Genomic DNA, 25,713 nt, shown 5'->3' on the forward strand with positions numbered 1-25,713 from the left:
TCCGCGAGGCTCACCCTCGGGCGCGGGACACGCGCCCCTCGTCCCAGACGGGCTCGTTCGATTCGTAGATCTCGCCGTCGGCGCCGAAGACGAGGAACCGATCGAAATCACGGGCGAACCAGCGATCGTGGGTGACCGCGAGCACCGTGCCGTCGAAGGCGGTGAGCGCATCCTGGAGCGCCTCGGCGGAGACGAGGTCGAGGTTGTCCGTCGGCTCGTCGAGGAGGAGCAGTGTCGCGCCGGCGAGTTCGAGCAGGAGGATCTGGAACCGCGCCTGCTGCCCGCCCGAGAGCGAGTCGAAGGTCTGCTCGGCGGCCCCGGCGAGTTCGTAGCGGGCCAGGGCCCGTGACGCGGGTTCGCGCGGCAGTCCGCTGCGGTGCTCGTCGCCCCGATGGAGGATGTCGAGCAGGGTCCGTCCGACGAGGTCGGGCCGCCCGTGGGTCTGCGCGAACCAGCCGGGCCGCACCCGGGCCCCCAGCCGCACCCGACCCTCATGAGCGACAGCGGGGATGTCGATGTCGCTGACCGGCCGATGCTCGGGTTCGGGATCGGTGCCGCCGGCGGCGAGCAGGCGCAGGAAGTGCGACTTCCCCGACCCGTTCGACCCGAGCACCGCCACCCGATCGCCGTAGTGGACCTCGAGGTCGAAGGGCAGCATGAGGTCGGTGAGCTCGAGTGCGTCGGCGACGATCGCGATCTTCCCCGTCCGACCCCCGCCGAGGCGGATCCCGAGGTTCTGCTCCCTGGGCATCGCCTCGGGCGGACCGGCGGTCTCGAACCGCTCGAGTCGGGTCTGCGCCGCCCGGTACCGTGAGGTCATATCCGAGTTGTACGCGGCCTTCTGCTTGTACATCTGGACGAGGGCCTTGAGCTTCGCATGCTCCTCATCCCACCGTTTCCGCAGCTCCTCGAGCCGGTCGAACCGGGCGACCCGCGCCGCATGATACGAGGCGAACCCGCCCGGGTGCACCCAGGCGGTGTTGCCGGCGGCCGAGAGCTCGAGCGTGATGATCTCCGTCGCGGCCTGCGCGAGCAGCTCCCGATCGTGGGAGACGAAGAGGACGCTCTTGTCCGTCTCCCGCAGCTGCGCCTCCAGCCACCGCTTGCCCGGCACGTCGAGGAAGTTGTCCGGTTCGTCGAGGATGAGCACGTCGTCATGTCCGCGCAGCAGCGCCTCGAGGACGAGCTTCTTCTGCTCCCCGCCCGAGAGCGTCGCGATCGCCCGGTCCCGACACCGGTCGAAGGGGATCCCCAGCGCCGAGGTGGTGCACGTGTCCCAGAGGACCTCCGCGTCGTAGCCTCCCGCATCCGCCCACTCGCTCAGGGCGTTCGCGTACGCCATCTGGACCTCGGTCGTCTCACCGTCGGGGCCGAGCAGCCGCTCCTCGGCCCGCCGGACGACGGCGGCGGCCCGCTGGATCCGCTGGGGTGCGAGCTCCTCGAGCGCCTCGGCGACGGTGTCGGCGGTGATGAATTGGCGCATCAGGCCGACGCTGCCGGTATGGGACACCGACCCGGACTCCGGGGACAGCTCACCGGTGAGGACGCGCAGCAGCGTCGTCTTCCCTGCCCCGTTGGCGCCGATGAGCGCCGCCTTCGCCCCGTCGCCGACCCGGAACGACACCCCCGACAGCAGCGGTCTGCCGTCGGCGAGGGTGTACGCAACGTCGTTGATGTCGATGTGGCCCATGGCCTCACGCTATCAGCGCGTCCCCAGCAGCCCCAGGCTCCAGCAACCCTGCGGGCACCCGGGACGCACGCGCCTCGCCCGCTCACACCTCGGCGAGGGCTCCCGAGCGGGCGACGACCTCACGGGTGGCGATGCGCCGGGCCAGCCGGGCCTCGCCCCATTTGATGAAGACGACGCCGCCGAGGATGAAGACGCCGCCGAAGAGCTGGATCGGCGCAGGCAGCTCGGCGAGCAGGAGCCACGCGACGATGACGGAGAAGGGCACTTCGATGAGGTTGACGAACGAGCCGACGGTCGCGCCGATGTAGCGCAGGCCGAGGATGCCGGTGATGTAGGCGCCGGCGGTGAAGAGGACGATGAGCGCCATCGGCAGCACCCACGAGACCTGGAGGCCGCCGAAGTCGACGTCCGTCGTCGCCGCACCCCACGGCATGACGCCGAGGAGGACGATGAGACCCATGGTCAGCGCGCCGACGCCCATGCCGAGCCCGGTCAGCGCCACCGGCGGCACATTGATCGTGTCCTTCGCCGAGACGAGGAAGTAGGAGGCGAGGCAGACCGCGGCGGCGAGCGCCATGACGACACCGAGGACGCTGATCGAGGCCCCGCGCAGGTTGAGGACGAGGAGGAGACCGACCATCGAGACGAGGACCCCGATGAACGTCACGGTCGCCGGGCGGGTCCGGGTCCGAGCCCAGATCCAGAAGACGATGAGCATTGGCGCCGTCATCTCGAGGAGCAGGGCGACGGCGACGGTGAGGTGTTCGACGGCGACGAAGTAGAAGCCCTGCACGCCGGCCATCGACACGAGCCCGTAGGTGAGGACCGTCGTCCAGTGCGCGCGCACCTCACCCCAGCGTCCGCGGAGTGCGATGAGGCTGGGGATGAGCAGGAGGAGGGCCGAGCCGATGAGGCGGATGAGCACGACCGCACCCGGCGTCCACCCGACGGCGTACATCGTCTTCGCGATCGGTCCGGAGACGGCGAAGAAGAAGGCGGAGGCCAGGGTGAGGAGGAACCCCAGGACGACGGTGCGGGTCATTCTCAGCCTCCTGATATCGGGTGCGGTCGGCGCGAACGGATGAGCGCGCCGAGGTGGTGGTGTTCGTGTCCATCGCCAGTATTTCCCACCGCCATGAAATGAGTCAAGTGCATTTTGCTCCTTACGCGATGTGGCACAATGGCAGGCATCATGACTTTCGCGTATGACATCCGCTCGAACCTCACGATGCTCGTCGACCTCCTCAACACCGCGGGCGGCATCGCCGCGGACGGGGATCAGCTGACGACGACCGCGGGCCTCCGCGACTTCGCCGCCGGACACGACTTCTCCGGGCCGCTCACGGCGACGAAGGCCGACGTCGAGGAGACGCGCCGCCTGCGCGAGCGCTTCGCCGCCGCCTTCGAGGCGGGCCTCGACTCCGTGCCCTCAAGCGAGGCGAACCTCGACTCCGCGCCCGCGAGCGACCCGGCCGGCGACACCGACCCGGACGGAGATTCGGCGGCCGACGCCCTCGAGCGGCGCATCGTCGAGGAGGTCAATCTCACCCTGCGCGAGACCGACGCGCTGCCGCAGCTCGTGCGCCACGGCGACTGGGACTGGCACCTCCACGCCGTGGGCGCGACGGCGAGCCTCGCCGACCGCGTCGCCGCCGATGTCGCCCTCGTGCTCATCGACCTCATCCGCTCCGGCGACCTCGACCGCCTGGGCAGATGCGCGGCCGACGACTGCCGGGCCTACCTCGCCGACTTCAGCCGCAACCGCTCGAAGCGCTTCTGCGACACCGGCAACTGCGCCAACCGCACCCACGTCGCCGCCTTCCGCGCCCGCCAGAGCGACGCCGGCGACCACGCCTCCTGAACCCGACCTGCTCGCAGGCTGAAAAGTCCCGCAATTCACCACTCCGATCCTGAGAGCCGAAGCCCCTCAGGGGACTCGAATGGACTTTTCTGGGAACTTTTCAGTGACGGAGGTCACAATCGCATTCAGGCAACGCTCACCTGACTCCCAGACTCGCTCTTCACACTGAAGTCATGACTACACAGAACGACACCGACATCGAAGCCACTCTGCTCGTTGTCGACGATGAGCCCAACATCCGCGAACTCCTCTCCACGAGCCTGCGCTTCGCCGGCTTCGACGTCGTGTCGGCAGCCAACGGCGCCGAGGCCCTGCGCCTCGCCGAGCAGACCACCCCCGACCTCCTCGTCCTCGACGTGATGCTGCCGGACATGGACGGCTTCACCGTCACCCGGCGCCTCCGCCAGATCGGGATGAACGCCCCCGTCGTCTTCCTCACCGCCCGCGATGACACCTCTGACAAGATCACGGGGCTGACCGTCGGCGGCGATGACTACGTGACGAAGCCGTTCAGCCTCGAAGAGGTCGTCGCCCGCATCCGCGCCGTCCTCCGCCGCACTCGCAGCCTCGAGGACGAGGAGAACGCCGTCATCGTGGCGGGCGATCTCGAACTCGACGACGACACCCACGAGGTGCGCCGCTCGGGGATCCTCATCGACCTCTCCCCCACCGAGTTCAAGCTGCTGCGCTACCTCATGCTCAACGCCAACCGCGTGCTCTCGAAGTCGCAGATCCTCGACCATGTCTGGGAATACGACTTCGGCGGCGACACGGGAATCGTCGAGTCCTACATCTCCTACCTGCGTCGCAAGATCGACGTCACCCCGGAAACGGACGCCGCCGGTCACACCGTGGAGATGGAGTGGACGCCGATGATCCAGACGAAGCGCGGCGTCGGCTACATGCTGCGCACACCGGAATCCAAGTAGTCGCCCAAGCACGGGCGCTAGATTACTCACGTGGCAACAAAACACACCCGTCCCTCCCGACCCGGTTTCTGGGAGGAGTGGTCTCTGACCACCAAGCTCCTGGGGATCATGATGCTGCTCATGCTGCTCGTTCTCTCGGGGACGAGCGCATGGGTGCTCGAGAACCTGCGCGACAGTCTCATCGAACGCACCGACGAGCGGCTCATCAGCGCGTCCGAAACACTCGCGAAGCAGGCCTACCAGGACGTCTTCGCCCCGGCGCAGCTGCAGTCGACCGAATCCGGCGGCGACGGCAGCGCGACGACGATCGACTCGAACTCGTGGAACGAGCTCAAGAGCCTCCTGCCCGGCGGCTTCTACGTCCAGTTCTACTCGACCGACGGCAAGGCGATCAGCGATCCCGTGGCGCCCGAGCCGAAGAATCAGCCGGTGCTGCCGCCGATCACCGAATCCGATGTCTATGCGCAGGGCGGCCGGCCGTTCACGGTGTCCGGCACGAAGTCGCAGTGGCGGGCGCGGGCGATGAAGGTGCAGAACACCGACGTGCTCGTGGCGATCGCGGTCCCCTTCGACCGCGAGATCGACAACATCAACGAACGCGCCCGCAACACGATGATCGGCATCGGCCTCCTCGCCCTGGCGATGGTCGCCGGAGTCGGCTACTGGGCGATCAACAACACCTTCCGCCCGCTGCGCGACATCGAGAAGACGGCCTCGCGGATCGCCGGCGGCGACCTCAGCCAGCGTGTGCCGACGTTCCCCCGCAACACGGAGCTCGGGAGGCTATCGGCGGCGCTCAACACGATGCTCGGTCGCATCGAGGACTCCTTCGACGGGCAGACGCGGTCGGAGAAGCGGATCCGACAGTTCGTCTCCGATGCCTCGCACGAGCTGCGCACCCCGCTCGTGACGATCCGCGGCTACGCCGAGCTCTACCGTCAGGGAGCGATCACCAAGCCCGATGACATCGCGCAGGCGATGGAGCGGATGGAGTCGGAGGCCAAGCGCATGGGCGTCCTCGTCGACGACCTCGTCGTCCTCGCCCGGCTCGACGAGCAGCGCCCGACGGAGATCGGCCCGATCGACCTCTTCAAGGTCGTCCGCGACGCCGCCGCCGACGCCGCCGCGCAGGCCCCTGACCGGGAGATCAGCTTCGTCGGCCTCGACGGGGACGATGCCTCCCCGGTGCCGCTCATCCGCGGCTCGGAGTCGAAGATCCGCCAGGTCATCGTCAACCTCGCCGGCAACGCCGTCCGCCACACCCCGGAGGACGCGGCGATCGAGTTCGCCGTCGGCGTCGTCGGACTCCCCGAGGACCCCGCGGCCGAGGCCGGCACCACCGGTTCGGACGACAGCGGCAAGGCAGGGGCGAAGGAGAAGTCCCGGGAGCGCGGTTTCGTCACCGGCGGAGTCCGCATCTTCCGTCGCGGCGACGCGAGCGGAGCGGAGCCTGCCGACGCCCAGGAGCCGGCGGGCATCGTCCCCAACGTCACTGCGGCGGGCACGGTCGCCGTCGACGAGTCGCTGCGCGGCTTCCCGAACGGACGCGTCCGCTTCGAGGTCCGCGACCACGGCGAGGGCATCGACCCCGAGCTCGTCCCCCGCATCTTCGAACGGTTCTACCGGCTCGACGTCTCCCGCACCCGCGACACCGGCGGATCCGGCCTCGGACTCTCGATCGTCAAGGCGATCGTCGAGAACCACCACGGAGTCATCTCCGTGCAGCAGACACCCGGGGGCGGCGCGACCTTCCGCGTCGACCTGCCCATCCCAGATAACGAAGACAGTGCTCCAGACGCGCGAAAGGACGAGCGATGAGCAGCAACGACGGCAACACTCCCCGCAACCGGGGACGCCACGGAGACGACGACTACCGGACGTTCCCGACCGACGGTTCCCGTGCGTCATCGGACGTTCCGCGCACCTTCCCGACCTCCGATCAGGGGGCCTCGCCGAGGCGGGACGGCGCAACCGCGTCCGACCCGTCCCAGCCGGGTTCAGGTCAGGGGCAGCCTGATCCCTCCACACGCAGCTTCCCCGCCGCGCCTGGCCAGGGACAGCCCGGGACCGGTCGCGGCGAGGACACGACGCGGGTGCAGCCGACTTACGCGCAGACGCCTGGGGACAACTCCCGAGGAGTGACCGGAGCACCGCAGGGCAATGCGGGCGGCGGCCACCTCTCGGGCCCCGGCCAGCATGCGGGCTCCGGCCAGCAGTCTGGTCAGCAGTCAGGCTCGGGCCAGTCCGGCTACGGGTCCTCGGGATATGGGTCGTCGAACCAGCCGAGCACCTCGAGTCCCTTCAGCCCCGCGGGCCAGCAGTCCACGGGCGGCGCCTCGACGTCCGGACAGTCCGGTGCCGACCGGTACGGGCAGAATCCGACGTCCGGCTCGGGCCAGTACGGTGCAGGGTCCGGACAGTCGGGCCAGTACGGTGCGGGGTCCGGACAGTCGGGCCAGTACGGTGCGGGGTCCGGACAGTCGGGCCAGTACGGTGCGGGGTCCGGGCAGTCCGGGCAGGCCGGGCAACAGGGAACGACCGGTTCGACCGCGACCTTCGGCACGGCGGCGGGTGCCGGCGCGGCAGCCGGTGCCGCTGCCGGTTCGGGTTCGGCGACGACCGGTCCCGCAGGGTCCCAGCAGGCCTCACCGTACGGCGGTTACGGATCGAACGCCTACGGTTCCGGGGGCTACGGATCCGCCGCCTACGGGTCGAACCCATCAGGCCCCGGTGGACCCGGTGGACCCGGCGATCAGGGTCCGTACGGCGGTGGAGCACCGCCTCGGCGCCAGAAGCGCGGACCGGGCTGGGGGGCGACGATCGCGATCGCCCTCATCGCCGCGCTCATCGGCGGAGGCGCAGCGTTCGGCGGCAGCTACGCGGTCAACGCCCTCCAGGACGACGCCCCGCGCAAGGTCGCCGAGCAGACCATCGAGACCCCCGACTGGACTCAGGTCGCGAAGCAGGCCTCCGAGGCCGTCGTCTCGATCCAGGCCGGCGTCGGCGGACGTCCCGTCGCGCTCGGCTCGGGATCGCTCTACGACGACCAGGGTCACGTCATCACGAACAACCACGTGGTGGCGCCGTCGGACACCGCAGGCGGAGAGCTCACGGTGACGATGAAGAGCGGCGCGGCGATGAAGGCGAGCATCGTCGGGCGCGACCCCTCGACCGACATCGCGATCATCAAGCTCGATCAGGTTCCGCAGAACGTCACGCCGCTGCCGGTGGGCGATTCGAAGGCGCTCCAGGTCGGCGATCCCGTGATGGCGCTCGGCAACCCGCTCGGCCTCGCCGACTCGGTGACCACCGGCATCGTCTCCGCCCTCGACCGGCCGGTGACCACGGAGAACATCGGTGACGACGCCTCGGCCCAGCAGCGGGAGCTGACCATCACGAACGCCATCCAGACGGATGCGGCCATCAACCCGGGCAACTCGGGCGGTCCGCTCGTCGACGGCAACGGCAACTTCATCGGCGTCAACTCCGCCGCCGCCTCACTCGGCTCCGGCGAGGAGGGACAGCAGTCCGGGTCGATCGGCATCGGCTTCGCGATCCCCGCCTCGCAGGCGGTGTCGATCGCCGATCAGCTCATCGCGACCGGCCAGGCTCTGCACCCGTTCCTCGGCGTCACCCTCACCGACGGGCAGATCAACAGCGGCGGAGTGACCCGCGCCAGCGCGAAGGTGCAGACCGTCGAGGCAGGATCGCCGGCCGCAGCGGCCGGGTTCCAGGACGGTGACGACGTCATCGCCGTGGGCGGCACGAAGGTCAACAGCGCAGTGTCGCTGCAGGCCCTCGTCCGCGCTCAGCCGGTCAACACTCCCGTCGACTTCACGATCGTCCGCGGCGGCCAGGAGCAGAACCTCCAGGTGTCCCTCGAACTGAAGTGAGGCTCGAGCGCCGAGGCCGCCTCGGCGCTGCGCGTCTGCGAAACGGCGTCTCCCCACTCGGGGAGGCGCCGTTCGCGTGGTGGCACGTATGCGCGCCTGCTCCTCAGGGGTCATGTCTGCTCCTCTGGTGGCGCGTCTGCTCCCCGGGTTTGATGCCTGCTCCCCTCGCGCCACATCCCCTCGCCCGCTTCTCCCCCGGCCCGGGTCCGTCTGCTTGGTCGCCTGCGGGTGTGACTCGCGTTCATGCGGCGGTGGAGGAGGCACACACTCGGGTGCGAGACGGCTGTGGACGCTCAGCCCGTGTCCACAGGGATGCTCCGCGCCCTTGCGGCCGCGACCGCCCGATGGGGATCGTGGTCACCGCACTGACCCGGTGCGCACGCGCAGCACGGCGGAGTCCACGATCCGCCGACCATCAGAGGAGAGATCATGAGTTTCGAAGTCGACGCCGAACGCGTCTCGTCCGCGGCCACAGCGACCGCCGCATCGTCCCAGGCACTCATCGCCGAGTCGAACACGATGCTGCGGAACCTGCTCACCCTGCAGGAGTGCTGGAAGGGCAGCGCCGCCCAGAACTTCCAGGCGGTGATCAACCAGTGGGAAGGGGCCCAGAAGCAGCTGTTCGAATCGCTCACCTCGATCCACGGTGCGCTCGGCACCGCAGCCACCCAGTACTCCGAGGTCGAGGCGGCGAACTCGCGTCTCTTCGCGCCGTGACCGATCCACGAGCGAGCACTGCGGCCGTGCCCATGGCCGGGCCAGCAGCGACCACCGTGCGCGCGTCTCCTCGCACCGTGACTGGTCGAGAGGCAAGCGCCGTGATCGGGTCCGCAAGGACAACCGGTGCGACAGCCGGACTGAGGGACGGGCCGACAGAGCCCGACCACAAGTCCCCCGTCACGCATCAGGGGGTGATTCCGCGCCGTCCGCACGTGCGCGACACGCTGAGCCATCTGTAGTTCTCCCTCGCCGACATCTGGGAAACTATCAGCCTTTTTGAGTAGGCTGAAGGGGATAGTTCACGGCGATCGAGGCCGGGACACTCCGCACCGGAGGTTTCCGACCGCACTCGTCGGACCAGGACCAGAGCAGGAGTCGACAACGGTGAGCATCTTCCAACGAATCGCGACGATCTTCGGAGCGAAGGCGAACAAGGCCCTCGACAAGGCCGAGAACCCCAATGAAACCCTCGACTACTCGTACCAGAAGCAGCTCGAACTGCTGCAGAAGGTGCGCCGCGGCGTCGCGGACGTCGCCACCAGCCGCAAGCGCCTCGAACTGCAGATCAATCAGCTCGAACAGCAGCAGAACAAGCTCTCCGGGCAGGCCCAGAAGGCCATGGAGATCGGCCGTGAGGACCTCGCCCGTGAGGCTCTGACCCGCAAGTCCGGTCTCTCGCAGCAGATCACCGACCTGCAGACCCAGCACGAGGGCCTCCAGGGCGAGGAGCAGAAGCTCACGCTGGCCTCGCAGCGGCTGCAGGCGAAGGTCGATGCCTTCCGCACGCGCAAGGAGACCATCAAGGCCACCTACAACGCCGCTGAAGCGCAGTCGAAGATCGGCGAGGCGTTCTCGGGCATCTCCGAAGAGCTCGGCGACGTCGGACTCGCCGTCCAGCGCGCCGAGGACAAGACCGCGGCCCTGCAGGCGCGGGCCGGCGCTGTCGACGAACTCATCGCCTCCGGCGCCCTCGAGGACGTCACCGGCTCGTCGAAGGACGACATCAGCGCCCAGCTCGATGCCCTCTCGAGCGAGAACGACGTCGAGATGGAGCTCGCCCGGATGCGCGAATCGCTGCCCGCCGGCCAGGAGAAGAACAACCAGAAATCGCTCGAAGGCGAGGGTCAGTGATGATCATCCGCATCATGGGCGAGGGCCAGTACGACGTCGCGAACGTCGACCAGGAGCTTCTGCAGAAGTACGACAACCAGGTCGAACACGCCGTCGAATCCGGTGACGAGGAGGAGGCGAAGTCCGCGCTCAACGCGCTCCACGACTACGTCATCAGCCACGGCACGCCCGTCTCCGATGACTACCTCGGATCCAGCGATGTCGTCGTGCCCTTCGTCGACGCGACCCTGACGGAGATCGCCGAGCTGCTCACCGGCGAAGGGTTCATCCCCGACCCCGCGTGAGCCGGACCGGCCTCCGGCCCCGCAGCACGATCCCGATGAACGCCGGTGCACCGGTTCGACGATGACACCTCCGGCCCATTGCCTGCTCACCAGGCAGTGGGCCGGACCTGCAACACCAGAGAGGAATGAGGATGTCCAACCGTTTCGTCAAGGACAGCGGGCTCACGATGCGCATGGGGTGGACGATCTTCCTCAACGGCCTCATCTACGTCGTCCTCATCCTCGCCATCTGGTGGATGCTCGGCGGCAGCACGACCGGAGTCATCATCGCGGTGGTCGTCAGCGTCGGGGCGTTCTTCTTCCAGTGGTACTTCTCCGACTCCATCGCGATGAAGGCGATGGGGGCACGTGAGGTCACCCCCGAGGAGGCCCCCGAACTCCACACGATGGTCGACCGCCTCACACAGCTCTCCGATTCGACGAAGCCGCGGGTGGCCGTGTCGAACTCGGCGACGCCGAACGCCTTCGCCACCGGGCGCTCCCCGAAGCGGTCCGTGGTCTGCGTGACCCGCGGTCTGCTCGAGAACCTCGATCGCGAGGAGGTCGAGGTCGTCCTCGCCCACGAGCTCTCCCACGTCGCCCACCGTGACGTCACCGTCATGACGGTGGCGGGAGTGACCGGAGTCGTCGCCGCCCTGATGATGCGCGCCGGCTACTACATGACCCTCGGCGGGCGCCGCGACAACAACGGCGGCATCCCGATCCAGCTCCTCTTCATCCTCGTCGGAGCCGTGGTCTACGGACTCTCGTTCCTCCTCATCCGCAGCCTCTCCCGCTACCGCGAGCTCGCTGCCGACCGCGCGGCCGCGCTCCTCACCGGCCGCCCGTCGGTGCTCGCCTCGGCGCTGACGAAGCTGAGCGGAGACATGAACAAGATCCCGGAGAAGGACCTCCGCGCCACCGCCTCGGCGAACCATCTCGCGCTCATCCCCGCCGCCCACGGCGGCTCGGGCTTCGGTGAGCTCTTCTCCACCCATCCCTCGCTCGACAAGCGGCTCGCTCAGCTCGCGAAGATCTCCGCGCAGCTGTCGAAGCCGGAGTGAGCCGACGCCCTGCCTGACGGGCACCACGGCAGCAATGCGACCGACTGCCTGACCGGCGACGAATCCACCACTGACCGACCACCACCGATGAGGAGTTTCATGGGCTTCTTCGACGCCATCCTGGGACGCTCCAAACCCAAACGCGCCAACCTCGACGACCTCTTCGCGCTTCCACCGGCAGCGCTCACCCTGCAGGCGGCGACGGGATTCGTCCCGACCGGTGTCGGTGCCGTCGTCTTCCGCCAGGTCGAGGGCGCGGCGTTCGACTCCGCCGAGCAGGAGAGCGTCGCCCTCATCGGCTCGGACCCAGCCGCGAGTGTGCGACAGACGAACGACGGCTTCGGCTACACGTGGCAGGTCGTCTCCGACGCGGATGGCGACGCCGTCAACCTCGTGACGAACCTCCACGCCGTCAACTCCGCCCTCGTCAATCAGGGCTTCGACACGATGCTTCTGTGCTCGACCGTCTACTTCGCGCACCCGGACGGGCGCCGCCTTGCCCTCGTCTACCAGTACAAGCGCGGAACGTTCTACCCCTTCGCCCCGACCGGCCCGCGGCAGCGCGACAATGCGCTCGAGATCCAGGTCCGCGGCATCCTCTCCGGCGAGCTGCCGTTCGAGGACGACATGACCCGCTGGTCCCCGCTCTGGGATGCGCCGGGCATGGACGAGACCCCCCGCGCCCTCGACAGCTGACACCTCATCCGGCGCGGTGCGACAGCCGACCGCATCCCTGCGCTCACGCCTCGATGATCTCGCCGTTGCGGGGCAGGCGGCCGCGGAAGTGCAGCGGCACCGCCTCGGCGCGTTCCGGGTCGAGCCGATCCATGGCCTGGATGTGGAGGTGGGGTTCGGTGCTGTTCCCCGAGTTGCCCGTCTCCGCCACCGCCTCACCGAGGCGGACGGACTGCCCGAGGGCCACCTCGGTGCTGTGCTGTCGCAGGTGGCAGAGGACGACGACGATCCCGCCGACGTCGATGGCGATGTGATTGCCGGCGAGCGCAGGCCACCCGCGGCGCAGGCGGCGTGGTTGGGCGGCCAGATAGCTCAGCGACGGCAGTCCACGGTGTGCAGGATGGTCGGGGTGGCCGTCGTCGACGGCGACGACCGTGCCGTTCGCGGGCGAGAGCAGCGCGCGGCCGAAGCCGGGAAAGCGCTGCGGCGGTTCCGGGACCAGCAGTGAGGTGAGGGTGAACCGCGCGGTCCTCCCGGTGTCATCGACGGGAACGAAATCGATCGCCTGCCCAGTCGCGAACACTGTGGTTCCGTGACTGGGCAGGCGATCGGCTGGACTGTTCTGGACGAGCCAGCGGCCGCGGAACGGGAAGTCGAGGTCGAGTCCCTCTCCCGTGGCCCGGTTCATCATCGGCGACCGCTGCCTGGCGTCTCTGCCTACGCTTCGCCGGCGCTTTCGGATTCGACCTCGAAGGCCTCACCGAGGGCTTCGACGCGGTCGCCGGGACGGATCGTCGCCCCGCGGCGGGTCTCGACCTCGCCGTTGACCCGGACGTCACCGGCGGCGATGAGGTCCTTGGCCATGGCGCCGTGTTCGGCGACGCCGTGGAGCTTGAGCAGCTGACCGAGTCTGATCGTCTCGTCGCGGATGGTCACGACGTCCATCAGAAGTCGAAGCCTCCGAAGTCGAAGCCGCCGCCGTCGCCACCGCCGTCGAAGAAGCCTCCGCCGTCTCCGCCGCCCATGTCGCCTCCGGCGTCACCGCCGCCGTCGGCGCCCATGCCGTCCTGGTAGCCGTCGGCGTACGAGCCGTCCCAGCCACCGCCCATGCCGCCGAAGAGCATGGCGCCCATGAGGACGCCGGGGAGAAGACCCGAACCGGCATAGGAGTTGAAGTAGCCGCGGTTGTATTCGGCGTAGGCCGGTCCCGCTTCCCAGTAGGCCCGGCGGGTCTGACCGTCACCGGTGACGACCTTGCGCACGGCGGGTTCGGCGCCCACGGCGACGCGCTCGGCGTCGGCGGCGCACACGGGAACAGGTCGGAGCTGACCGCCGGCGGGAGCCCAGTCGATGTCCTCGACCGAGGGACCGTGCTGCGGATTGAAGAAGCACGGCGGGCGGCGCACCGGAAGCGGCTTGCCCTCGACGCGGGCGCGCACGCACTTCGCGGCGTAGCGGCCGTCCTCGAGCGCCTCGGTGACGTGGCGGATGTCGGTGGGCTCGTCGACCTTCTCGAGCGTCTCCTTCGCGACGTCGTAGGAGTCGAGGGCCTGCTTGTAGTCCTGCTGGCCACCGGTGTCGAGCTCGACTCCGGACGTGATGATGTCGAGTTCGGCGACTTCCTCACCGAACTCGGTGACGTCCTCTTCCGCTGCCTTCTTCACGAGTTCGAGTTCCGCTGCGTGAAGCTCTTGCTTGCGCTTCTTCTCCTTGCGGTAGCCGACGAAGAAGATGGTGCCGAGAACGATGAGTATGAGCAGGAATACTGTTCCCACGATCAATGCCTCCCAGATGGACGGATCACTGTCCAGTATGCCCGACGAAACTGGCAAGCGACTGAGCCAACCCCGCATGCCGCCTCCGCTTGTCCGGCCTGCACCCCTGGGTGCTCGCAGGGTGTTTGCGGGCCTGCGCAGTCCGGGTCAGCGCGATGCCCCCGCAACGTCGTCAGCCGAAGAGGCCGAGACCTTTGGCGAGCGTCGCCGCGCCCCCGCCGAAGGCGAGGACGATCATCGCGATCCGCGCCGCCGTCGGTGCGACCTTCTGTGCGAGCAGATCCCCGCCGAGGAGGCCGGCGACGAGGACGATGCCGATCCCGATCCAGATGGCCGGGTCGAGCTGCGGCCACACCCCGCCGTCGACGATGACCTTCGCGATGATCGCCGAGGCGGTGCCGACGACGAGGAACGGCTGCAGGGTCGCCGCGAACGGCCGGTGCTCCCACCGGGTGAGCACCGCATACGCGCTCACCGCGGGTCCCCCGGCGCCGGCCGCTGCCGACATCGTGCCGGAGACGAAGCCGGCCGAGAACTGCGTGCCGAAGTTCGCCGGCATCGTCGTCCCGACCCGACCGATGAGCAGGGAGACGGCGAGCGAGGCGATGATGAGGGCGCCGATGAGCACCTGCAGCGACGCCGTCGGCAGCGCCGTCGTCAGCAGCGCCCCGGGCACCGTGCCGACGACCGTGCCGACCGCGAGCTTCCAGAACACCGGCCATTCGACCTCGCGCCATGTCCGCGCGAAGACGGTGGCGGCCGCGACGATGCCGCAGAGGTTGACGAGGAGGACCCCGGAGACGGGATCGAGGAGGAGGACGAGGAACGGCCCGGAGACCAGGCCGAAGCCCATTCCGGTGATGCGCTGTGCGAGTGCCCCGATGAAGACCGCTGCGAGGATGAGCACGACCACAGGTTCCACCTGAGCAAGTGTAGTGGTTTCACCCCCGCTCAGAGGGGGCGCCCGCACCGTGAGTCGCCGTGCCTGGAGAGGAGTCTCCACGACCGGACAGCGGCTGTGGCGGACGAGATTCTCTCGCCGCATTCGCCGCGACGTCCCAGGATTGCGGCCGTGGGAGCGGGGTTACAGTAGACAGATGGAAAGTCGTCCACTCTGGTCCCGCTTCAGCGCCGACCCGCGCGATTACGGGCAGGTCAGAGCCTCCGATGCCGATCGAGCCGTGGTCACCGACGTGCTCTCCGAGGCGTATGCCCTCGGACAGATCGATGCCGAGGAGTTCGATGAGCGCACCGAGGCGGCGGCGCGGGTGAAGACGCTCGGAGAGATCCCGTCGCTCATCGACGATCTCGTCATCGCCGAGGCCGAACCCGTCGATCCCGACCACCTCGACGAGGCGAGCCGGGCTCGCGCGCTGGCTCAGCTCAGCGATGATCGGATTCCGATCACGCCCGAGCAGATCCAGGAAGCCGCGGAGAAGTTCTACCGCGACCGCGTCAAACGCGCCCTCATCGGTCTCATGGCCGGTCCTGCCGGTTTCATGCTCCTCATCTGGGGAGCGACGAGTCTCTTCTCCGGCGGCCTCATCTTCTTCTGGCCGATCTTCATCCTCGGTCCGATGTTCTTCGGCGCGGTCGCGCAGATGACCGGCAAAGAGGAGATCATCCGCAAACGCAAACAGGAGCTGACGAAGCGCGCCCGGGCCCACCTCGGTGATGAGGAGGCGAAGCGCCAGCTCGAGGAGCAGCCGCGACAGGACGACGACTACGAGGAGAACTTCGGCCACGGCCTTCAGCCTCCCCACCCGCTCGCCCCGCCCTACGCTCCCGGGCAGGAGCCGTCGACCGACGAACTGCGACGGCGGAGGGAAGAGCGGCGGCGCCGTCGCGGCAACCCCTGGGACTGAGCGGGGCAGCCGAGTGCAGGAAAGAGAAGAGCCGCGCCACCACCCCTGCGGGTGATGGCACGGCTCTCTCAGTGCCTGGCGGGCGTGGGTCAGAAGCCCATGCCGCCCATGCCCTCCATGCCGGCAGCGGCTGCGTCAGCACCCGGTGCGGCCTTCTCGGGCTTGTCGGCGACGACCGACTCGGTGGTGAGGAACAGACCGGCGATCGACGCGGCGTTCTGCAGAGCCGAGCGGGTCACCTTGACCGGATCGTTGATGCCGGCCGCGAGCAGGTCCTCGTACTCACCGGTGGCGGCGTTGAGGCCCCAGCCCGGTTCGAGGTTCGCGACCTTGTCGGCGACGACTCCGGCTTCGAGTCCGGCGTTCGTGGCGATCTGCTTGAGCGGCGCCTCGATGCCGACCTTGACGATGTTCGCACCCGTCGCCTCGTCGCCGGTGAGCGAGAGGTCGTCGAACGCCTGCTTGCCGGCCTGGATGAGAGCGACGCCGCCACCGGCGACAATTCCCTCTTCCACAGCGGCCTTCGCATTGCGCACGGCGTCTTCGATGCGGTGCTTGGTCTCCTTGAGCTCGACCTCGGTCGCGGCTCCGGCCTTGATGACGGCAACACCGCCGGCCAGCTTGGCCAGGCGCTCCTGCAGCTTCTCACGGTCGTAGTCGGAATCCGAGTTCTCGATCTCCGCACGGATCTGGGCCACGCGGCCGGCGATCTCGTCGGCGTCACCGGCGCCTTCGATGATGGTCGTCTCGTCCTTGGTGACGACGACCTTGCGTGCGGTGCCGAGCAGGTCGAGGGTGACGTTGTCGAGCTTGAGCCCGACTTCCTCGGAGACGACCTGGCCACCCGTGAGGATGGCGATGTCGGCGAGCTGCGCCTTGCGACGGTCACCGAAGCCCGGTGCCTTGACGGCGACGGACTTGAAGGTGCCGCGGATCTTGTTGAGCACGAGCACGGCCAGGGCTTCGCCCTCGACGTCCTCGGCGATGATCAGCAGCGGCTTGTTGGTCTGCTGCACCTTCTCGAGGACGGGCAGCAGGTCCTTGACGTTGGAGATCTTCGAGTTGACGATGAGGATGTAGGGATCCTCGAGGACAGCTTCCTGACGGTCGGTGTCGGTGACGAAGTAACCGGAGATGTAGCCCTTGTCGAAGCGCATGCCCTCGGTCAGTTCGAGTTCGAGTCCGAAGGTGTTGGACTCCTCGACGGTGACGACGCCTTCCTTGCCGACCTTGTCGATCGCCTCGGCGATGAGCTCACCGATCGCGGGATCACCGGCGGAGATGCCGGCGGTCGCAGCGATCTGCTGCTTCGTCTCGATCTCGATGGCGTTGTCGAGCAGGACATCGGTGACGGCCGCGACGGCCTTCTCGATGCCGCGCTTGAGGCTGAGCGGGTCAGCACCGGCTGCCACGTTGCGCAGACCCTCGCGGACGAGTGCCTGAGCGAGAACGGTGGCGGTGGTGGTGCCGTCGCCGGCGACGTCGTCGGTCTTCTTGGCGACTTCCTTGACGAGCTCAGCGCCGATCTTCTCGTAGGGATCCTCGAGTTCGATCTCCTTGGCAATGGACACGCCATCGTTGGTGATGGTGGGTGCGCCCCACTGCTTTTCGAGCACGACGTTGCGACCGCGGGGTCCAAGAGTCACCTTGACCGCGTCCGCCAGCTGGTTGAGGCCAGCTTCGAGTCCCCGACGAGCTTCTTCGTCGAATGCAATCATCTTTGCCATAGTGGCCTAGATCCTCCCTGATGGAGTGGACTGGAATCGCAGAGCAGTCGTCAGCGCCCGCGACGGCAGAGAGTGTGTCCGCATGTTCCATTCCACACAGGGACCACGCTCTCGAGACGACTGATGAAATCCCGTGGTTTTCACCAGTACTAGATTTAGCACTCTCAGGGGGAGAGTGCAAACGAAATCCTGCCGACGCCAGTGATTCCGGGCGTTTCGTCAGGCGCGTTTCCGGGCATCGCCGAGGCGTTCGGCTCAGCGCGAACGCGTGGCACGGGCTACCGGGCCCCCACTGTCGAGGGCCGGGTCACCATAGCCAGCTGACGGCAATCGCGGATCCCCGGCGTCGGACATCAGCGGCCGACAGCGCCGTCCCCGGCACCCCGCCCCCGACGCAGAAGACGCCGAGTCGCGTGCGACTCGACGTCTTCTCAATGCCGACCGTTCGGCGGTCGACGGCGTTCAAACCACGTCGGAGCGAATGATCCGCAGCAGCTCGGGGATCGACGATCAGCGCAGACCGCCGACCCGATGCTGCGACAGCCTCAGGCTCCCGACTCGGATGTGATCAGAGACGATCAGAGGAGGGTGACGGATTCCGCCTGGGGACCCTTCTGTCCTTCTCCGACCTCGAACTCAACCTGCTGGCCCTCTTCGAGCGAGCGGTAGCCGTCCATCTGGATCGCGCTCCAGTGAACGAACACGTCCTGGCCATCGCCTTCGAGCGTGATGAATCCGTAGCCCTTTTCGGCGTTGAACCACTTGACGGTGCCTTGTGCCATTGCTTCTCCATAAAATGCAGTGTCATTTGAAATTCGCCCGACCCCACAGCTCAGTGGCGAAGAGCGAACGCTAGTAAACCTCAACAGACCCCGCGATTTCTCTCATTGACCTCTGGAGATTGATCTCGGTGAAGCACGATCAGAACACAAGGTGCAGTGCTTGCCTAGCTGGTAAAACTCTACCCCAGCGTGGTGCGCGTCTCAGGTTCGCTCAACACTGTTATCAATTCGTTACATTTGAATTCCAGCGGCGTTCACCCTGGTCAGTCGCGCAGTGCTCAGCCCTCGCCGAGGCTGCCGTCCGTCGAATCGCCACCGGTCGTCCCAGCGCCGTCAGCGGCCGTCGTTCCGCCGCCCTGGGCTCCCGACTCCTCGGTGCCGGCGAATTCGCCGCCGCTCGAGGCGGGTCCGCGCTGGGCGATGTCCGAGCAGATGAGCACCGTGAGGTCGGCGGTGAAGTCGTTCGACTGCTCGGTGGCCTCGATGCCGAGGGCATCGGCGACGAGCTGGGCCTGCGCCTCATCGGCGTCGTCGCGGTAGTAGACGACCGAGTCGCTGCGGGCCGTCGAGTAGTTGCCGACCTGGCCGACGGTCCAGCCCTCCTCCTCGACGACCGAGGAGAAGTCCCGCGCGACGCCGGAGACCCCGGAGCCGTTGAGGACGTCGACCGTGAGTGAGGAGTCGGCGACGCTGACTTCGCTCTCCGAAGGCGTCGGCGTCGCCGGGGCCGAGGTCTCCGGCGCGGGTTCGGCGACGTTCGACTCGGGATTGCGCATCGACGAGGTGATGATGTTGATGGCCGCGACGACGAGCAGCACGGCCACGAGGGCGAGAACGATGACGAGCACGATCGCGCCGACGTTCGACGAAGCGGCCGCCTCCTGGCGATGAGCTCCGCTGCGGCGGCCCGGTTCGATGTCGTCGTAGTCGTCAGCCATGTGTCACCTCGAGACGCGAGCCTGAGCGCGTTCGCTCTGGCGCGTGGTGCGGATGCGTCGCAGGCGCTTGACGAGCATGGGGTCGCTTGCGAGGGCCGCAGGATTGTCGAGCAGGGAGTTGAGGATCTGGAAGTAGCTCGTGGCGGACATGTCGAAGCGCTCGCGGATCGCGTGGTCCTTCGCTCCCCCGTACTTCCACCAGCGCCGCTCGAACTCCAAAACGGACACCTCGAGCTCACTCAGTTCAGAGGCGCCATCGTTCTGCGGCATAGGGGGTCTGCTCCTTCACGAGTTTTCTTTGAGCTTATGCTATCGGGAGAATGACACGGCTGTCATTCTCGGCACGCCCGCCTCCGCGCCGCAGCGAGCCGGCCGCACCTCCCGGTCACCACCGTGAGCACCGCGCGACCAGCGCTCATGCGCGATCACGGGGCAGTCTGCCCTGTCCGTCGCCCGCCCCCGACAAGCGCCGAGGCGGACGCTTCAGGGTCATGGACATCACATCGGTCGGTCGCCTCGGCGAGGGGATCGCGCGCCCGGACGCGACGGAGGGCAGGGGATCACTCCCCTGCCCTCTGTGGGTCACCGGCGCAGCCGAGCCGGAACCAGCCGAGCCGGCACGCGGCTGAGCCGGAGCACTCGGTTCCGGGCGCTCAGCGGATCCGGATGTTGACCTGCTTGATCTGCGTGAAGCCCTCGAGCATGCCCTCGAGCGAGGCCTCACGACCGAAGCCCGAGTTCTTCATGCCGCCGTAGGACTGTCCGGCCAGCTGCCCGCCGCCCTGGTTGACCTGGATCCAGCCGGACTCGATCCGGTCGGCCATCGTCAGCGCCGAATCGAGGTCCTTCGTGAAGACGTAGGCGGCGAGGCCGTACTCGTTCGTGTTGGCCATCGAGATGACCTCGTCGACGGTCTTCCACGGGATGACGGAGAGGACGGGACCGAAGATCTCCTCCTGGCTCGTCTGCCAGTCGTTCTGCGCCTTCGAGAAGATCACCGGCGCATGGTAGAAGCCGGGTTCGCCGACGTTGAGCTCGCCGTGGCCGTCGTAGGCGACCTCGACGCCGTCCATGCCCTTGCCGATCTCGATGTAGTTCTCGACCTGGTCGTACTGCTTCTGGTTGATGATCGCGCCGATGTCCGTCTCCTCGTCGCGCGGGTCGCCGACCTTCATCTTCGCCACCGCGGCGACGAGCTTCTCGAGGAACGAATCGTAGATGTCCTCGTGGAGGAAGAGGCGCGAGCCCATCGTGCACGACTGGCCCTGCCGGGCGAAGCGCGTCGAGAGGAGGACCTGCTCGACCGTGTCCTCGTCATCGGAGTCGGGGAAGATGATGTTCGGGCTCTTGCCGCCGAGCTCCATCGACGAATGCGCGAGGCGATGGCCGGCGACCTCGGCGACGTGGCGGCCGACGTTCGTCGACCCGGTGAAGGAGAGCTTGTCGACGTCGGGGTGGACGTTGAGGGCCTCGCCGATGACCGAGCCCTTGCCGGTGACGACGTTGAGGACGCCGGGCGGGAGGATGTCGGCGATGAGCTCGGCCATCTTGAGGATGGTCAGCGGGGCGTCCTCGGCGGACTTGAGGACGATCGTGTTGCCGGCGGCGAGCGCGGCCGGGGTCTTGAACGCCGCGATCATCAGTGGCGAGTTCCACGGCAGGATGCCGGCGACGACGCCGAGGGGCACGCGCTTCGTGTACTGGAACTGCTTGTCACCGGCCGGCAGGGTCGTGCCCTTGACCTCTCCGGCGACGCCGCCCATGTAGCGGAAGAGGTCGGCGAGGATGACGGTCTCGGGGCGCGCCTGGGTGCGGATCGCGTTGCCGGTGTCGAGTGCGGTGAGCTCGGCGAGCTCCTCCGACCCGGCTTCGAGGGCGTCGGCGCACTTGATGAGCAGCTTCTGCCGCTCCTTGAACGGCAGTCCCGCCCAGCCGGGGAACGCGGCGCGTGCGGCCTTGACGGCGCGGTCGGCGTCGGCCTCCTTGCCCTCGGGCACCGTGGCGATGACGACGTTGCGGTCGATGGGGGTGATGACGTCGTGCGTGCCTCCGTCGAGGGCGTCGACCCATTCTCCGCCGATGAGCATCTTCCAGGCCTTGGCCTCGGGGAATTCCGACATACTTCGCTGTCCTCTCGCCAGTCAGGTGTTCTTCGATGAACTCTCTGTCTCGAGCATAGCTGTGACGCCGCCGGAGCTGAACGGCTGGGGTCTGCGCGATCGCGCACAGCCGATCTGCGCGCGATGCACAGACGGTCTGCCCGGCGGGATTCCCGGCGCCGAGGCGGTCCTCGCTAGACTCGCGGACATGACCTCGACAGCGCAGCTGAGCACGATCATGTCCCCCGACTGGGCCGACGCCCTCGCCGACTCCGAGGCCGGGATCCACGCGATGGGCGACTTCCTCCGCGCCGAGATCGCCGCCGGCCGATCGTACCTGCCCGCCGGCGACGCGGTGTTCCGGGCATTCGCCGAACCGCTGTCCGAGGTCAAGGTCCTCATCGTCGGGCAGGACCCCTACCCGACTCCCGGCCATCCCATCGGACTCTCCTTCTCCGTCGACCCCGAGGTCAGGCCCCTGCCGCGGTCCCTGACGAACATCTACAAGGAGCTCGCGGACGACCTCGGCGTGCCCCCGGCCGCCCACGGGGACCTGCGCGCCTGGTCGCGGCAGGGCGTCATGCTCCTCAACCGCGTCCTCACCGTCAGCCCCGGTCAGCCGGCCTCCCACCGCGGCAAGGGCTGGGAGGCGATCACCGAGCGCGCGATCCGGGCGCTGGTCGCTCGCGACCAGCCGCTCGTGGCGATCCTCTGGGGTCGTGACGCCCGGAACCTCGCTCCCCTGCTCACCTCGGGCACCGCCGAGGTGGCGATCATCGAATCCGCGCACCCCTCACCGCTGTCGGCCTCGCGCGGGTTCTTCGGATCCCGGCCGTTCTCCCGGACGAACGACCTGCTCGCGCAGAAGGGCCTCGACCCCATCGATTGGCGACTGCCCGCACAGGCGTGAGGCGACGTCGACCCGCGCGCGGCAGACCCGCTCAGCCCTGCGCCGGGCCGGTGTCCGTACCGGTCGGCGTGTCCCCGGCGCGCACCGAATCGGCGACCTTCTCCGCCTTGCGGCCCTTGAGCGGCCGGGCGAGGTAGCTGCCGAGGACGGCGCCGACGGCAAGCGCGGCGTTGGCGAGGATCGCGGTGAACAGCGCTGAGAGACCGACGGCGAACGAGGTCGTCTCCGTCTCCGCGACGATGCGGTAGACCGCGGTGAAGATCGAGAGCCCCTGGAGGAGGGTGTAGATCGCGGGAATCGTCAGCACGATCGCCGGCGCCCCGAGCCGCAGTGCGAGCGGCCGGGCGAGGAACCCGGCGACGGTCGCCGACAGGAGACTCGCGAGCACGTTGTCGAGGCCGAGCAGCGTCAGCGAGGTCATCGTGATGAACGAGGCGAGGCCGACGAAGGCGGCGGGCAGGATGAACCGGCGGGAGGCCTGCATGCCCACGGCACCGGCCATCGCGACGATCGCGGCGGCGCCGAGGGAGACGATGACGGCGACGACGTGGACCCCGGAGCGGGGCACGAGGATCTCGATCGGCTGCATGCCCAGCGCCTGCCCGCACACGACCCCGAACGCCAGTCCCGACACGATGCCGGCGAAGGAGATGAACACCCCGACCAGGCGCCCGGCGGCGGTGAGCGGGAAGTTCGTCAGGGCGTCCTGGACGGCGGAGTAGAGGGCCTGGGTGGGCAGGAGGAGGACGATCGCGGCGGCGACGAGGTACTGCGGGGAGTCGATGAGTCCGAAGTTCCCCGCCGCCATCGCCACAAGGGTGCCGATCGCCGCCTGCAGCGCGGTGATGAAGAACGACGGCAGGCTCGTGCGGCCGATGAGCTTGCCGAGTTCGAAGATGAAGACGGCCATCGCGATGCCGAGGACGATCGCGATCGGACCCCCGCCGAGGAGGAGGACGAGGCTGCCGACCATCATCCCCCACGCCCCGGTGACGAACCATTCCTTGAACGGCCGCCGCTGGGAGCGGATCGCGTCGAGGCGGCTGCGGGCCTCCATGAAGCCGATGCGGCCGTCGACGAGGTCGGAGACGAGCTTGTGGACGGAGGCGAGCTTCGCGTAGTGCGTCGACTCGCCGCGGTTGACCCGCATCACCGTCATCAGGCGCCCGTCGGAGGTCGAATAGTGGACGACGAGGGTGTTCGAGGTGAGGTCGATCTCCGCGGTCGCGAGTCCGCACGCCGTGCAGGCGGCGATGACGGAGACCTCGATGTCGTTCGTGCCGGCGCCGGCGCGCATCATGATCGCGGCGATGTCGGCGGCGAGGTCGAGGATCATCCGCGCCTCGTCCTCGCTCGGTTCGCTCGCCTGGACGGGAGCCTGGTACGGCGTGCCCTTGAGGGCGGTGATGATCGGCACCGGCTGGGTGTTGACCGAGGTGCCGGTGACGAGCCGGCCGACGGTGCGCCGGGCCACCCGCTGGGCGACCCGCTGCGAGGCGCCGAGGGTCGTGTCGGTGCGCGGCTTTCCGGCTTTCGGCCCGCGCGGCTTGGGCGCACCGGTGCTCTGGAGTTCGGCCAGACGCTGCGCGCGGGTGCGCTCGAGGAGTTCGCGCAGCGCCGTCGACCCGGCTTCGCTCCGCTCCCGGTTCCTCACCGGGCCTGTCGCCTGCTCCTGGTCGCGGACCACCTCGGCGCCCTGCCCCCGGTCGAGGGGGATGTCCGCTGTCGTCGCGTCCTCGGCCTCGGTGGCGGTCGCGGCGGATTCGACGATGACTTCATAGGCGGTGACCTCGGTGGCCGTCGTCGTCGCCTCGACGGACACCTCGGCGGTCGTGGCCTCATTCGCGTCGACCGGAGTCGCCTCGTCGGCTCCGTTCCCGGTGCGGTCAGGGGGCCTCTGCGTCACGGCTCGCTGATGAGAGTCGGGCCGAAGGGGTCGGCCACCTCGGCGGTGCCGGTGTCGGCGTCGAATGCGTAGACCCGGCGACCGTCGACGAAGACCTGCTCGGCCCGCGAATCGAGGTCGAGGGGATCACCGGACCACAGGACGAGGTCGGCGTCGCGGCCGGGAGCCAGCGAGCCGAGGCGGTCGTCGAGGCCGAAGATCGCGGCCGGGTTGATCGTCAGCGCCTCGAGGGCGACGACGGGGTCGAGGCCCTCCTTGACGGCGAGCGAGGCCTCGTGGATGAGGAAGTTGATGGGGATGACCGGATGGTCGGTCGTCAGCGCGATGCGCACCCCCGCCTCGGCGAGCGCCGCCGCGGTGGCGAGCGTCCGGTCGCGCAGCTCGACCTTCGACCGGCTCGTCATCAGGGGTCCGAGGATGACGTCGATGCCCTTCTCGGCGATGTAGTCGGCGATCTTGTGGCCCTCGGTGCCGTGGTTGATGACGAGCCGGTACCCGAACTCCTCGGACAGTCGGATCGCGGTGGCGATGTCGTCGGCACGGTGGCAGTGCTGGTCCCAGGCGAGGGTGCCGTCGAGGACCGCGGCGAGGGTCTCGCTGACGAGGTCACGTTCGAACGGGGTGCCCTCGGCTTCGGCATGGGCGCGCTTGGCCTGGTAGTTCTGCGCGTCGACGAAGGCGTCGCGGATGATCTTCGCGGTGCCCATCCGCGTCGACGGGGTGACCTTCTTGTCCCCGTAGACCCGCTTCGGATTCTCCCCGAGCGCGGACTTCACCGACAGATCCTCGGTCACGAGCATCTCGTCGACGATCCGTCCCCAGGTCTTGACGAAGGCGGTGCGCCCGCCGATCGGATTGCCCGATCCGGGTTTGATGAGCGCCGAGGTGATCCCTCCGCGCAGCGCGTCCTTGAAGCCGAGGTCGGCGGGGTCGATGCCGTCGAGCGCCCGCAGCCCGGCGCCGTTGGGATCGGTCATCTCGTTCGTGTCGTCACCGGACCAGCCCTCGCCGTCCTCATGGACGCCGAGGTGGCCGTGGGCTTCGATGAAGCCCGGCAGCACCCAGCGGCCGGCGGCCTCGATGACCTCGGCGCCCTCGGGGACCTCGACATCAGAGCCGACGGCGGTGATGACGCCGTCGGAGATGACGATCGTGCCGGTCTCGATCGGTTCGGCCCGAGTGCCGTCGGCGTTCGCGATCGGCAGGATGCGGGCGCCGGTGATGGCGACATCGTGGCGAGGGGGAACGGGGACCGAACGATACATCGTGCTCCTTCGACGGCGGTGGTTCGCGACGGGACGAGTCTACGCCACGAGGGGGTCCGCACACCGTCTGGACCATGCCGTCGACCGGAGTGCGCGGCGACCTCTGCGCGGGCGTGGGCCGTCGCCACAGACGACGCGCCGAGGCGGCACAGTCACCGTGTCGTCACCGCTCAGACTTCGCGGCTACTCACGGGTACACCTGGCCTGATCATGGGTATAG

General features: G+C 68.4%; 24 protein-coding genes. 11 read left to right on the forward strand and 13 right to left on the reverse strand.

Features of this window, described 5'->3' with window-relative positions; translation table 11 throughout:
• Positions 1-10 precede the first annotated feature (10 nt).
• A complete protein-coding gene (locus tag ACFQ91_RS01225) occupies positions 11-1,690 on the reverse strand; it encodes an ABC-F family ATP-binding cassette domain-containing protein (protein WP_376870131.1) in 1,680 nt (559 codons plus the stop codon).
• Positions 1,691-1,772: 82 nt separating this feature from the next.
• Positions 1,773-2,732: a DMT family transporter gene (locus tag ACFQ91_RS01230; protein ID WP_376870130.1), complete on the reverse strand. Its 960-nt coding sequence runs from the start codon at positions 2,730-2,732 to the stop codon at positions 1,773-1,775.
• Positions 2,733-2,870: 138 nt separating this feature from the next.
• Between ACFQ91_RS01230 and ACFQ91_RS01235 the strand changes: the two genes are divergently transcribed.
• The 9 genes from ACFQ91_RS01235 (at position 2,871) to ACFQ91_RS01275 (ending at position 12,247) form a co-directional block, all read left to right on the forward strand.
• Positions 2,871-3,551 (forward strand): CGNR zinc finger domain-containing protein, encoded by a 681-nt coding sequence (locus ACFQ91_RS01235; protein ID WP_376870129.1) that lies wholly within the window; start codon positions 2,871-2,873, stop codon positions 3,549-3,551.
• Between the two features lie 173 nt (positions 3,552-3,724).
• Positions 3,725-4,480, forward strand: a complete 756-nt coding sequence (locus ACFQ91_RS01240; protein ID WP_137824402.1) for a response regulator transcription factor — start codon at positions 3,725-3,727, stop codon at positions 4,478-4,480.
• A gap of 30 nt (positions 4,481-4,510) precedes the next feature.
• Positions 4,511-6,298, forward strand: coding sequence for a sensor histidine kinase (locus ACFQ91_RS01245; protein WP_376904016.1), 1,788 nt, complete (start codon positions 4,511-4,513; stop codon positions 6,296-6,298).
• Entirely contained in the window at positions 6,295-8,373 is a 2,079-nt protein-coding gene (locus ACFQ91_RS01250) for a S1C family serine protease (protein WP_376870127.1), read from the forward strand. The genes ACFQ91_RS01245 and ACFQ91_RS01250 overlap by 4 nt, the downstream gene beginning before the upstream one ends.
• A gap of 429 nt (positions 8,374-8,802) precedes the next feature.
• Entirely contained in the window at positions 8,803-9,090 is a 288-nt protein-coding gene (locus ACFQ91_RS01255; protein ID WP_198499570.1) for a WXG100 family type VII secretion target, read from the forward strand.
• Positions 9,091-9,477: 387 nt separating this feature from the next.
• A complete protein-coding gene (locus ACFQ91_RS01260) occupies positions 9,478-10,224 on the forward strand; it encodes a PspA/IM30 family protein (protein WP_171007134.1) in 747 nt (248 codons plus the stop codon).
• Positions 10,224-10,508, forward strand: a complete 285-nt coding sequence (locus tag ACFQ91_RS01265) for a hypothetical protein (RefSeq protein ID WP_198499571.1) — start codon at positions 10,224-10,226, stop codon at positions 10,506-10,508. Before ACFQ91_RS01260 ends, ACFQ91_RS01265 begins: the two co-directional genes overlap by 1 nt.
• A 131-nt stretch (positions 10,509-10,639) precedes the next feature.
• Positions 10,640-11,551, forward strand: a complete 912-nt coding sequence (gene htpX, locus ACFQ91_RS01270; protein ID WP_137827046.1) for a zinc metalloprotease HtpX — start codon at positions 10,640-10,642, stop codon at positions 11,549-11,551.
• A gap of 99 nt (positions 11,552-11,650) precedes the next feature.
• Positions 11,651-12,247: a hypothetical protein gene (locus tag ACFQ91_RS01275; RefSeq protein WP_376870126.1), complete on the forward strand. Its 597-nt coding sequence runs from the start codon at positions 11,651-11,653 to the stop codon at positions 12,245-12,247.
• Between the two features lie 43 nt (positions 12,248-12,290).
• Here ACFQ91_RS01275 and ACFQ91_RS01280 read toward each other — a convergent pair whose 3' ends face one another.
• From ACFQ91_RS01280 to ACFQ91_RS01295, 4 genes are all read right to left on the reverse strand, one after another.
• On the reverse strand, positions 12,291-12,917 hold the full coding sequence (locus ACFQ91_RS01280) for a M23 family metallopeptidase (protein ID WP_376870125.1): 627 nt from the start codon (positions 12,915-12,917) through the stop codon (positions 12,291-12,293).
• Positions 12,918-12,943: 26 nt separating this feature from the next.
• Complete coding sequence (locus ACFQ91_RS01285; protein ID WP_198499574.1) at positions 12,944-13,171, reverse strand: RNA-binding S4 domain-containing protein; 228 nt, start codon at positions 13,169-13,171, stop codon at positions 12,944-12,946.
• Positions 13,171-14,001: an OadG family protein gene (locus ACFQ91_RS01290; protein ID WP_198499575.1), complete on the reverse strand. Its 831-nt coding sequence runs from the start codon at positions 13,999-14,001 to the stop codon at positions 13,171-13,173. The genes ACFQ91_RS01285 and ACFQ91_RS01290 overlap by 1 nt, the downstream gene beginning before the upstream one ends.
• A 172-nt stretch (positions 14,002-14,173) precedes the next feature.
• Positions 14,174-14,923 carry a sulfite exporter TauE/SafE family protein gene (locus ACFQ91_RS01295; protein ID WP_198499576.1) on the reverse strand — a complete coding sequence of 250 codons (750 nt, stop codon included), beginning with the start codon at positions 14,921-14,923 and terminating at the stop codon, positions 14,174-14,176.
• Positions 14,924-15,098: 175 nt separating this feature from the next.
• On the opposite strand from ACFQ91_RS01295, the gene ACFQ91_RS01300 reads away from it, so the two are divergent.
• Positions 15,099-15,866 carry a DUF1707 domain-containing protein gene (locus ACFQ91_RS01300; protein ID WP_376870124.1) on the forward strand — a complete coding sequence of 256 codons (768 nt, stop codon included), beginning with the start codon at positions 15,099-15,101 and terminating at the stop codon, positions 15,864-15,866.
• A gap of 89 nt (positions 15,867-15,955) precedes the next feature.
• On the opposite strand, the gene groL is transcribed toward ACFQ91_RS01300, so the two are convergent.
• The 5 genes from groL to ACFQ91_RS01325 form a co-directional block, all read right to left on the reverse strand.
• Positions 15,956-17,593, reverse strand: a complete 1,638-nt coding sequence (gene groL, locus ACFQ91_RS01305; protein ID WP_198499578.1) for a chaperonin GroEL — start codon at positions 17,591-17,593, stop codon at positions 15,956-15,958.
• Between the two features lie 578 nt (positions 17,594-18,171).
• Positions 18,172-18,375 (reverse strand): cold-shock protein, encoded by a 204-nt coding sequence (locus tag ACFQ91_RS01310; RefSeq protein WP_009376446.1) that lies wholly within the window; start codon positions 18,373-18,375, stop codon positions 18,172-18,174.
• Positions 18,376-18,653: 278 nt separating this feature from the next.
• Complete coding sequence (locus tag ACFQ91_RS01315; RefSeq protein WP_376870123.1) at positions 18,654-19,313, reverse strand: LytR C-terminal domain-containing protein; 660 nt, start codon at positions 19,311-19,313, stop codon at positions 18,654-18,656.
• Positions 19,314-19,316: 3 nt separating this feature from the next.
• Entirely contained in the window at positions 19,317-19,583 is a 267-nt protein-coding gene (locus tag ACFQ91_RS01320; RefSeq protein WP_137826675.1) for a DUF3263 domain-containing protein, read from the reverse strand.
• Positions 19,584-19,966: 383 nt separating this feature from the next.
• Positions 19,967-21,433, reverse strand: coding sequence for an aldehyde dehydrogenase family protein (locus tag ACFQ91_RS01325; protein ID WP_198499580.1), 1,467 nt, complete (start codon positions 21,431-21,433; stop codon positions 19,967-19,969).
• Positions 21,434-21,620: 187 nt separating this feature from the next.
• Here ACFQ91_RS01325 and ACFQ91_RS01330 point away from each other — a divergent pair, with 187 nt between their 5' ends.
• The gene (locus ACFQ91_RS01330) at positions 21,621-22,322 is read left to right on the forward strand and encodes a uracil-DNA glycosylase (RefSeq protein ID WP_344249368.1); all 702 of its coding nucleotides are present in this window, start codon (positions 21,621-21,623) and stop codon (positions 22,320-22,322) included.
• Between the two features lie 31 nt (positions 22,323-22,353).
• Here the strand turns inward: ACFQ91_RS01330 and ACFQ91_RS01335 are convergent, their stop codons facing one another.
• Positions 22,354-24,228 (reverse strand): threonine/serine exporter ThrE family protein, encoded by a 1,875-nt coding sequence (locus tag ACFQ91_RS01335; protein ID WP_376870122.1) that lies wholly within the window; start codon positions 24,226-24,228, stop codon positions 22,354-22,356.
• On the reverse strand, positions 24,225-25,493 hold the full coding sequence (locus tag ACFQ91_RS01340; protein WP_376870121.1) for an amidohydrolase: 1,269 nt from the start codon (positions 25,491-25,493) through the stop codon (positions 24,225-24,227). Before ACFQ91_RS01340 ends, ACFQ91_RS01335 begins: the two co-directional genes overlap by 4 nt.
• Positions 25,494-25,713 lie beyond the last annotated feature (220 nt).

Source organism: Brevibacterium sp. NPDC056726 (assembly GCF_042790515.1).
In the GTDB taxonomy this organism is placed as follows: Bacteria; Actinomycetota; Actinomycetes; order Actinomycetales; family Brevibacteriaceae; genus Brevibacterium; species Brevibacterium sanguinis.

Coding starts and splice junctions, on each gene's coding strand:
- ACFQ91_RS01275 (WP_376870126.1), top strand. CDS start 11,651: ATGGGCTTCTTCGACGCCATCCTGGGACGCTCCAAACCCAAACGCGCC.
- ACFQ91_RS01240 (WP_137824402.1), top strand. CDS start 3,725: ATGACTACACAGAACGACACCGACATCGAAGCCACTCTGCTCGTTGTC.
- ACFQ91_RS01300 (WP_376870124.1), top strand. CDS start 15,099: ATGGAAAGTCGTCCACTCTGGTCCCGCTTCAGCGCCGACCCGCGCGAT.
- ACFQ91_RS01325 (WP_198499580.1), bottom strand. CDS start 21,433: ATGTCGGAATTCCCCGAGGCCAAGGCCTGGAAGATGCTCATCGGCGGA.
- ACFQ91_RS01265 (WP_198499571.1), top strand. CDS start 10,224: ATGATCATCCGCATCATGGGCGAGGGCCAGTACGACGTCGCGAACGTC.
- ACFQ91_RS01230 (WP_376870130.1), bottom strand. CDS start 2,732: ATGACCCGCACCGTCGTCCTGGGGTTCCTCCTCACCCTGGCCTCCGCC.
- ACFQ91_RS01225 (WP_376870131.1), bottom strand. CDS start 1,690: ATGGGCCACATCGACATCAACGACGTTGCGTACACCCTCGCCGACGGC.
- ACFQ91_RS01255 (WP_198499570.1), top strand. CDS start 8,803: ATGAGTTTCGAAGTCGACGCCGAACGCGTCTCGTCCGCGGCCACAGCG.
- htpX (WP_137827046.1), top strand. CDS start 10,640: ATGTCCAACCGTTTCGTCAAGGACAGCGGGCTCACGATGCGCATGGGG.
- ACFQ91_RS01340 (WP_376870121.1), bottom strand. CDS start 25,493: ATGTATCGTTCGGTCCCCGTTCCCCCTCGCCACGATGTCGCCATCACC.
- ACFQ91_RS01320 (WP_137826675.1), bottom strand. CDS start 19,583: ATGCCGCAGAACGATGGCGCCTCTGAACTGAGTGAGCTCGAGGTGTCC.
- ACFQ91_RS01280 (WP_376870125.1), bottom strand. CDS start 12,917: ATGATGAACCGGGCCACGGGAGAGGGACTCGACCTCGACTTCCCGTTC.
- ACFQ91_RS01315 (WP_376870123.1), bottom strand. CDS start 19,313: ATGGCTGACGACTACGACGACATCGAACCGGGCCGCCGCAGCGGAGCT.
- groL (WP_198499578.1), bottom strand. CDS start 17,593: ATGGCAAAGATGATTGCATTCGACGAAGAAGCTCGTCGGGGACTCGAA.
- ACFQ91_RS01330 (WP_344249368.1), top strand. CDS start 21,621: ATGACCTCGACAGCGCAGCTGAGCACGATCATGTCCCCCGACTGGGCC.
- ACFQ91_RS01310 (WP_009376446.1), bottom strand. CDS start 18,375: ATGGCACAAGGCACCGTCAAGTGGTTCAACGCCGAAAAGGGCTACGGA.
- ACFQ91_RS01285 (WP_198499574.1), bottom strand. CDS start 13,171: ATGGACGTCGTGACCATCCGCGACGAGACGATCAGACTCGGTCAGCTG.
- ACFQ91_RS01235 (WP_376870129.1), top strand. CDS start 2,871: ATGGCAGGCATCATGACTTTCGCGTATGACATCCGCTCGAACCTCACG.
- ACFQ91_RS01250 (WP_376870127.1), top strand. CDS start 6,295: ATGAGCAGCAACGACGGCAACACTCCCCGCAACCGGGGACGCCACGGA.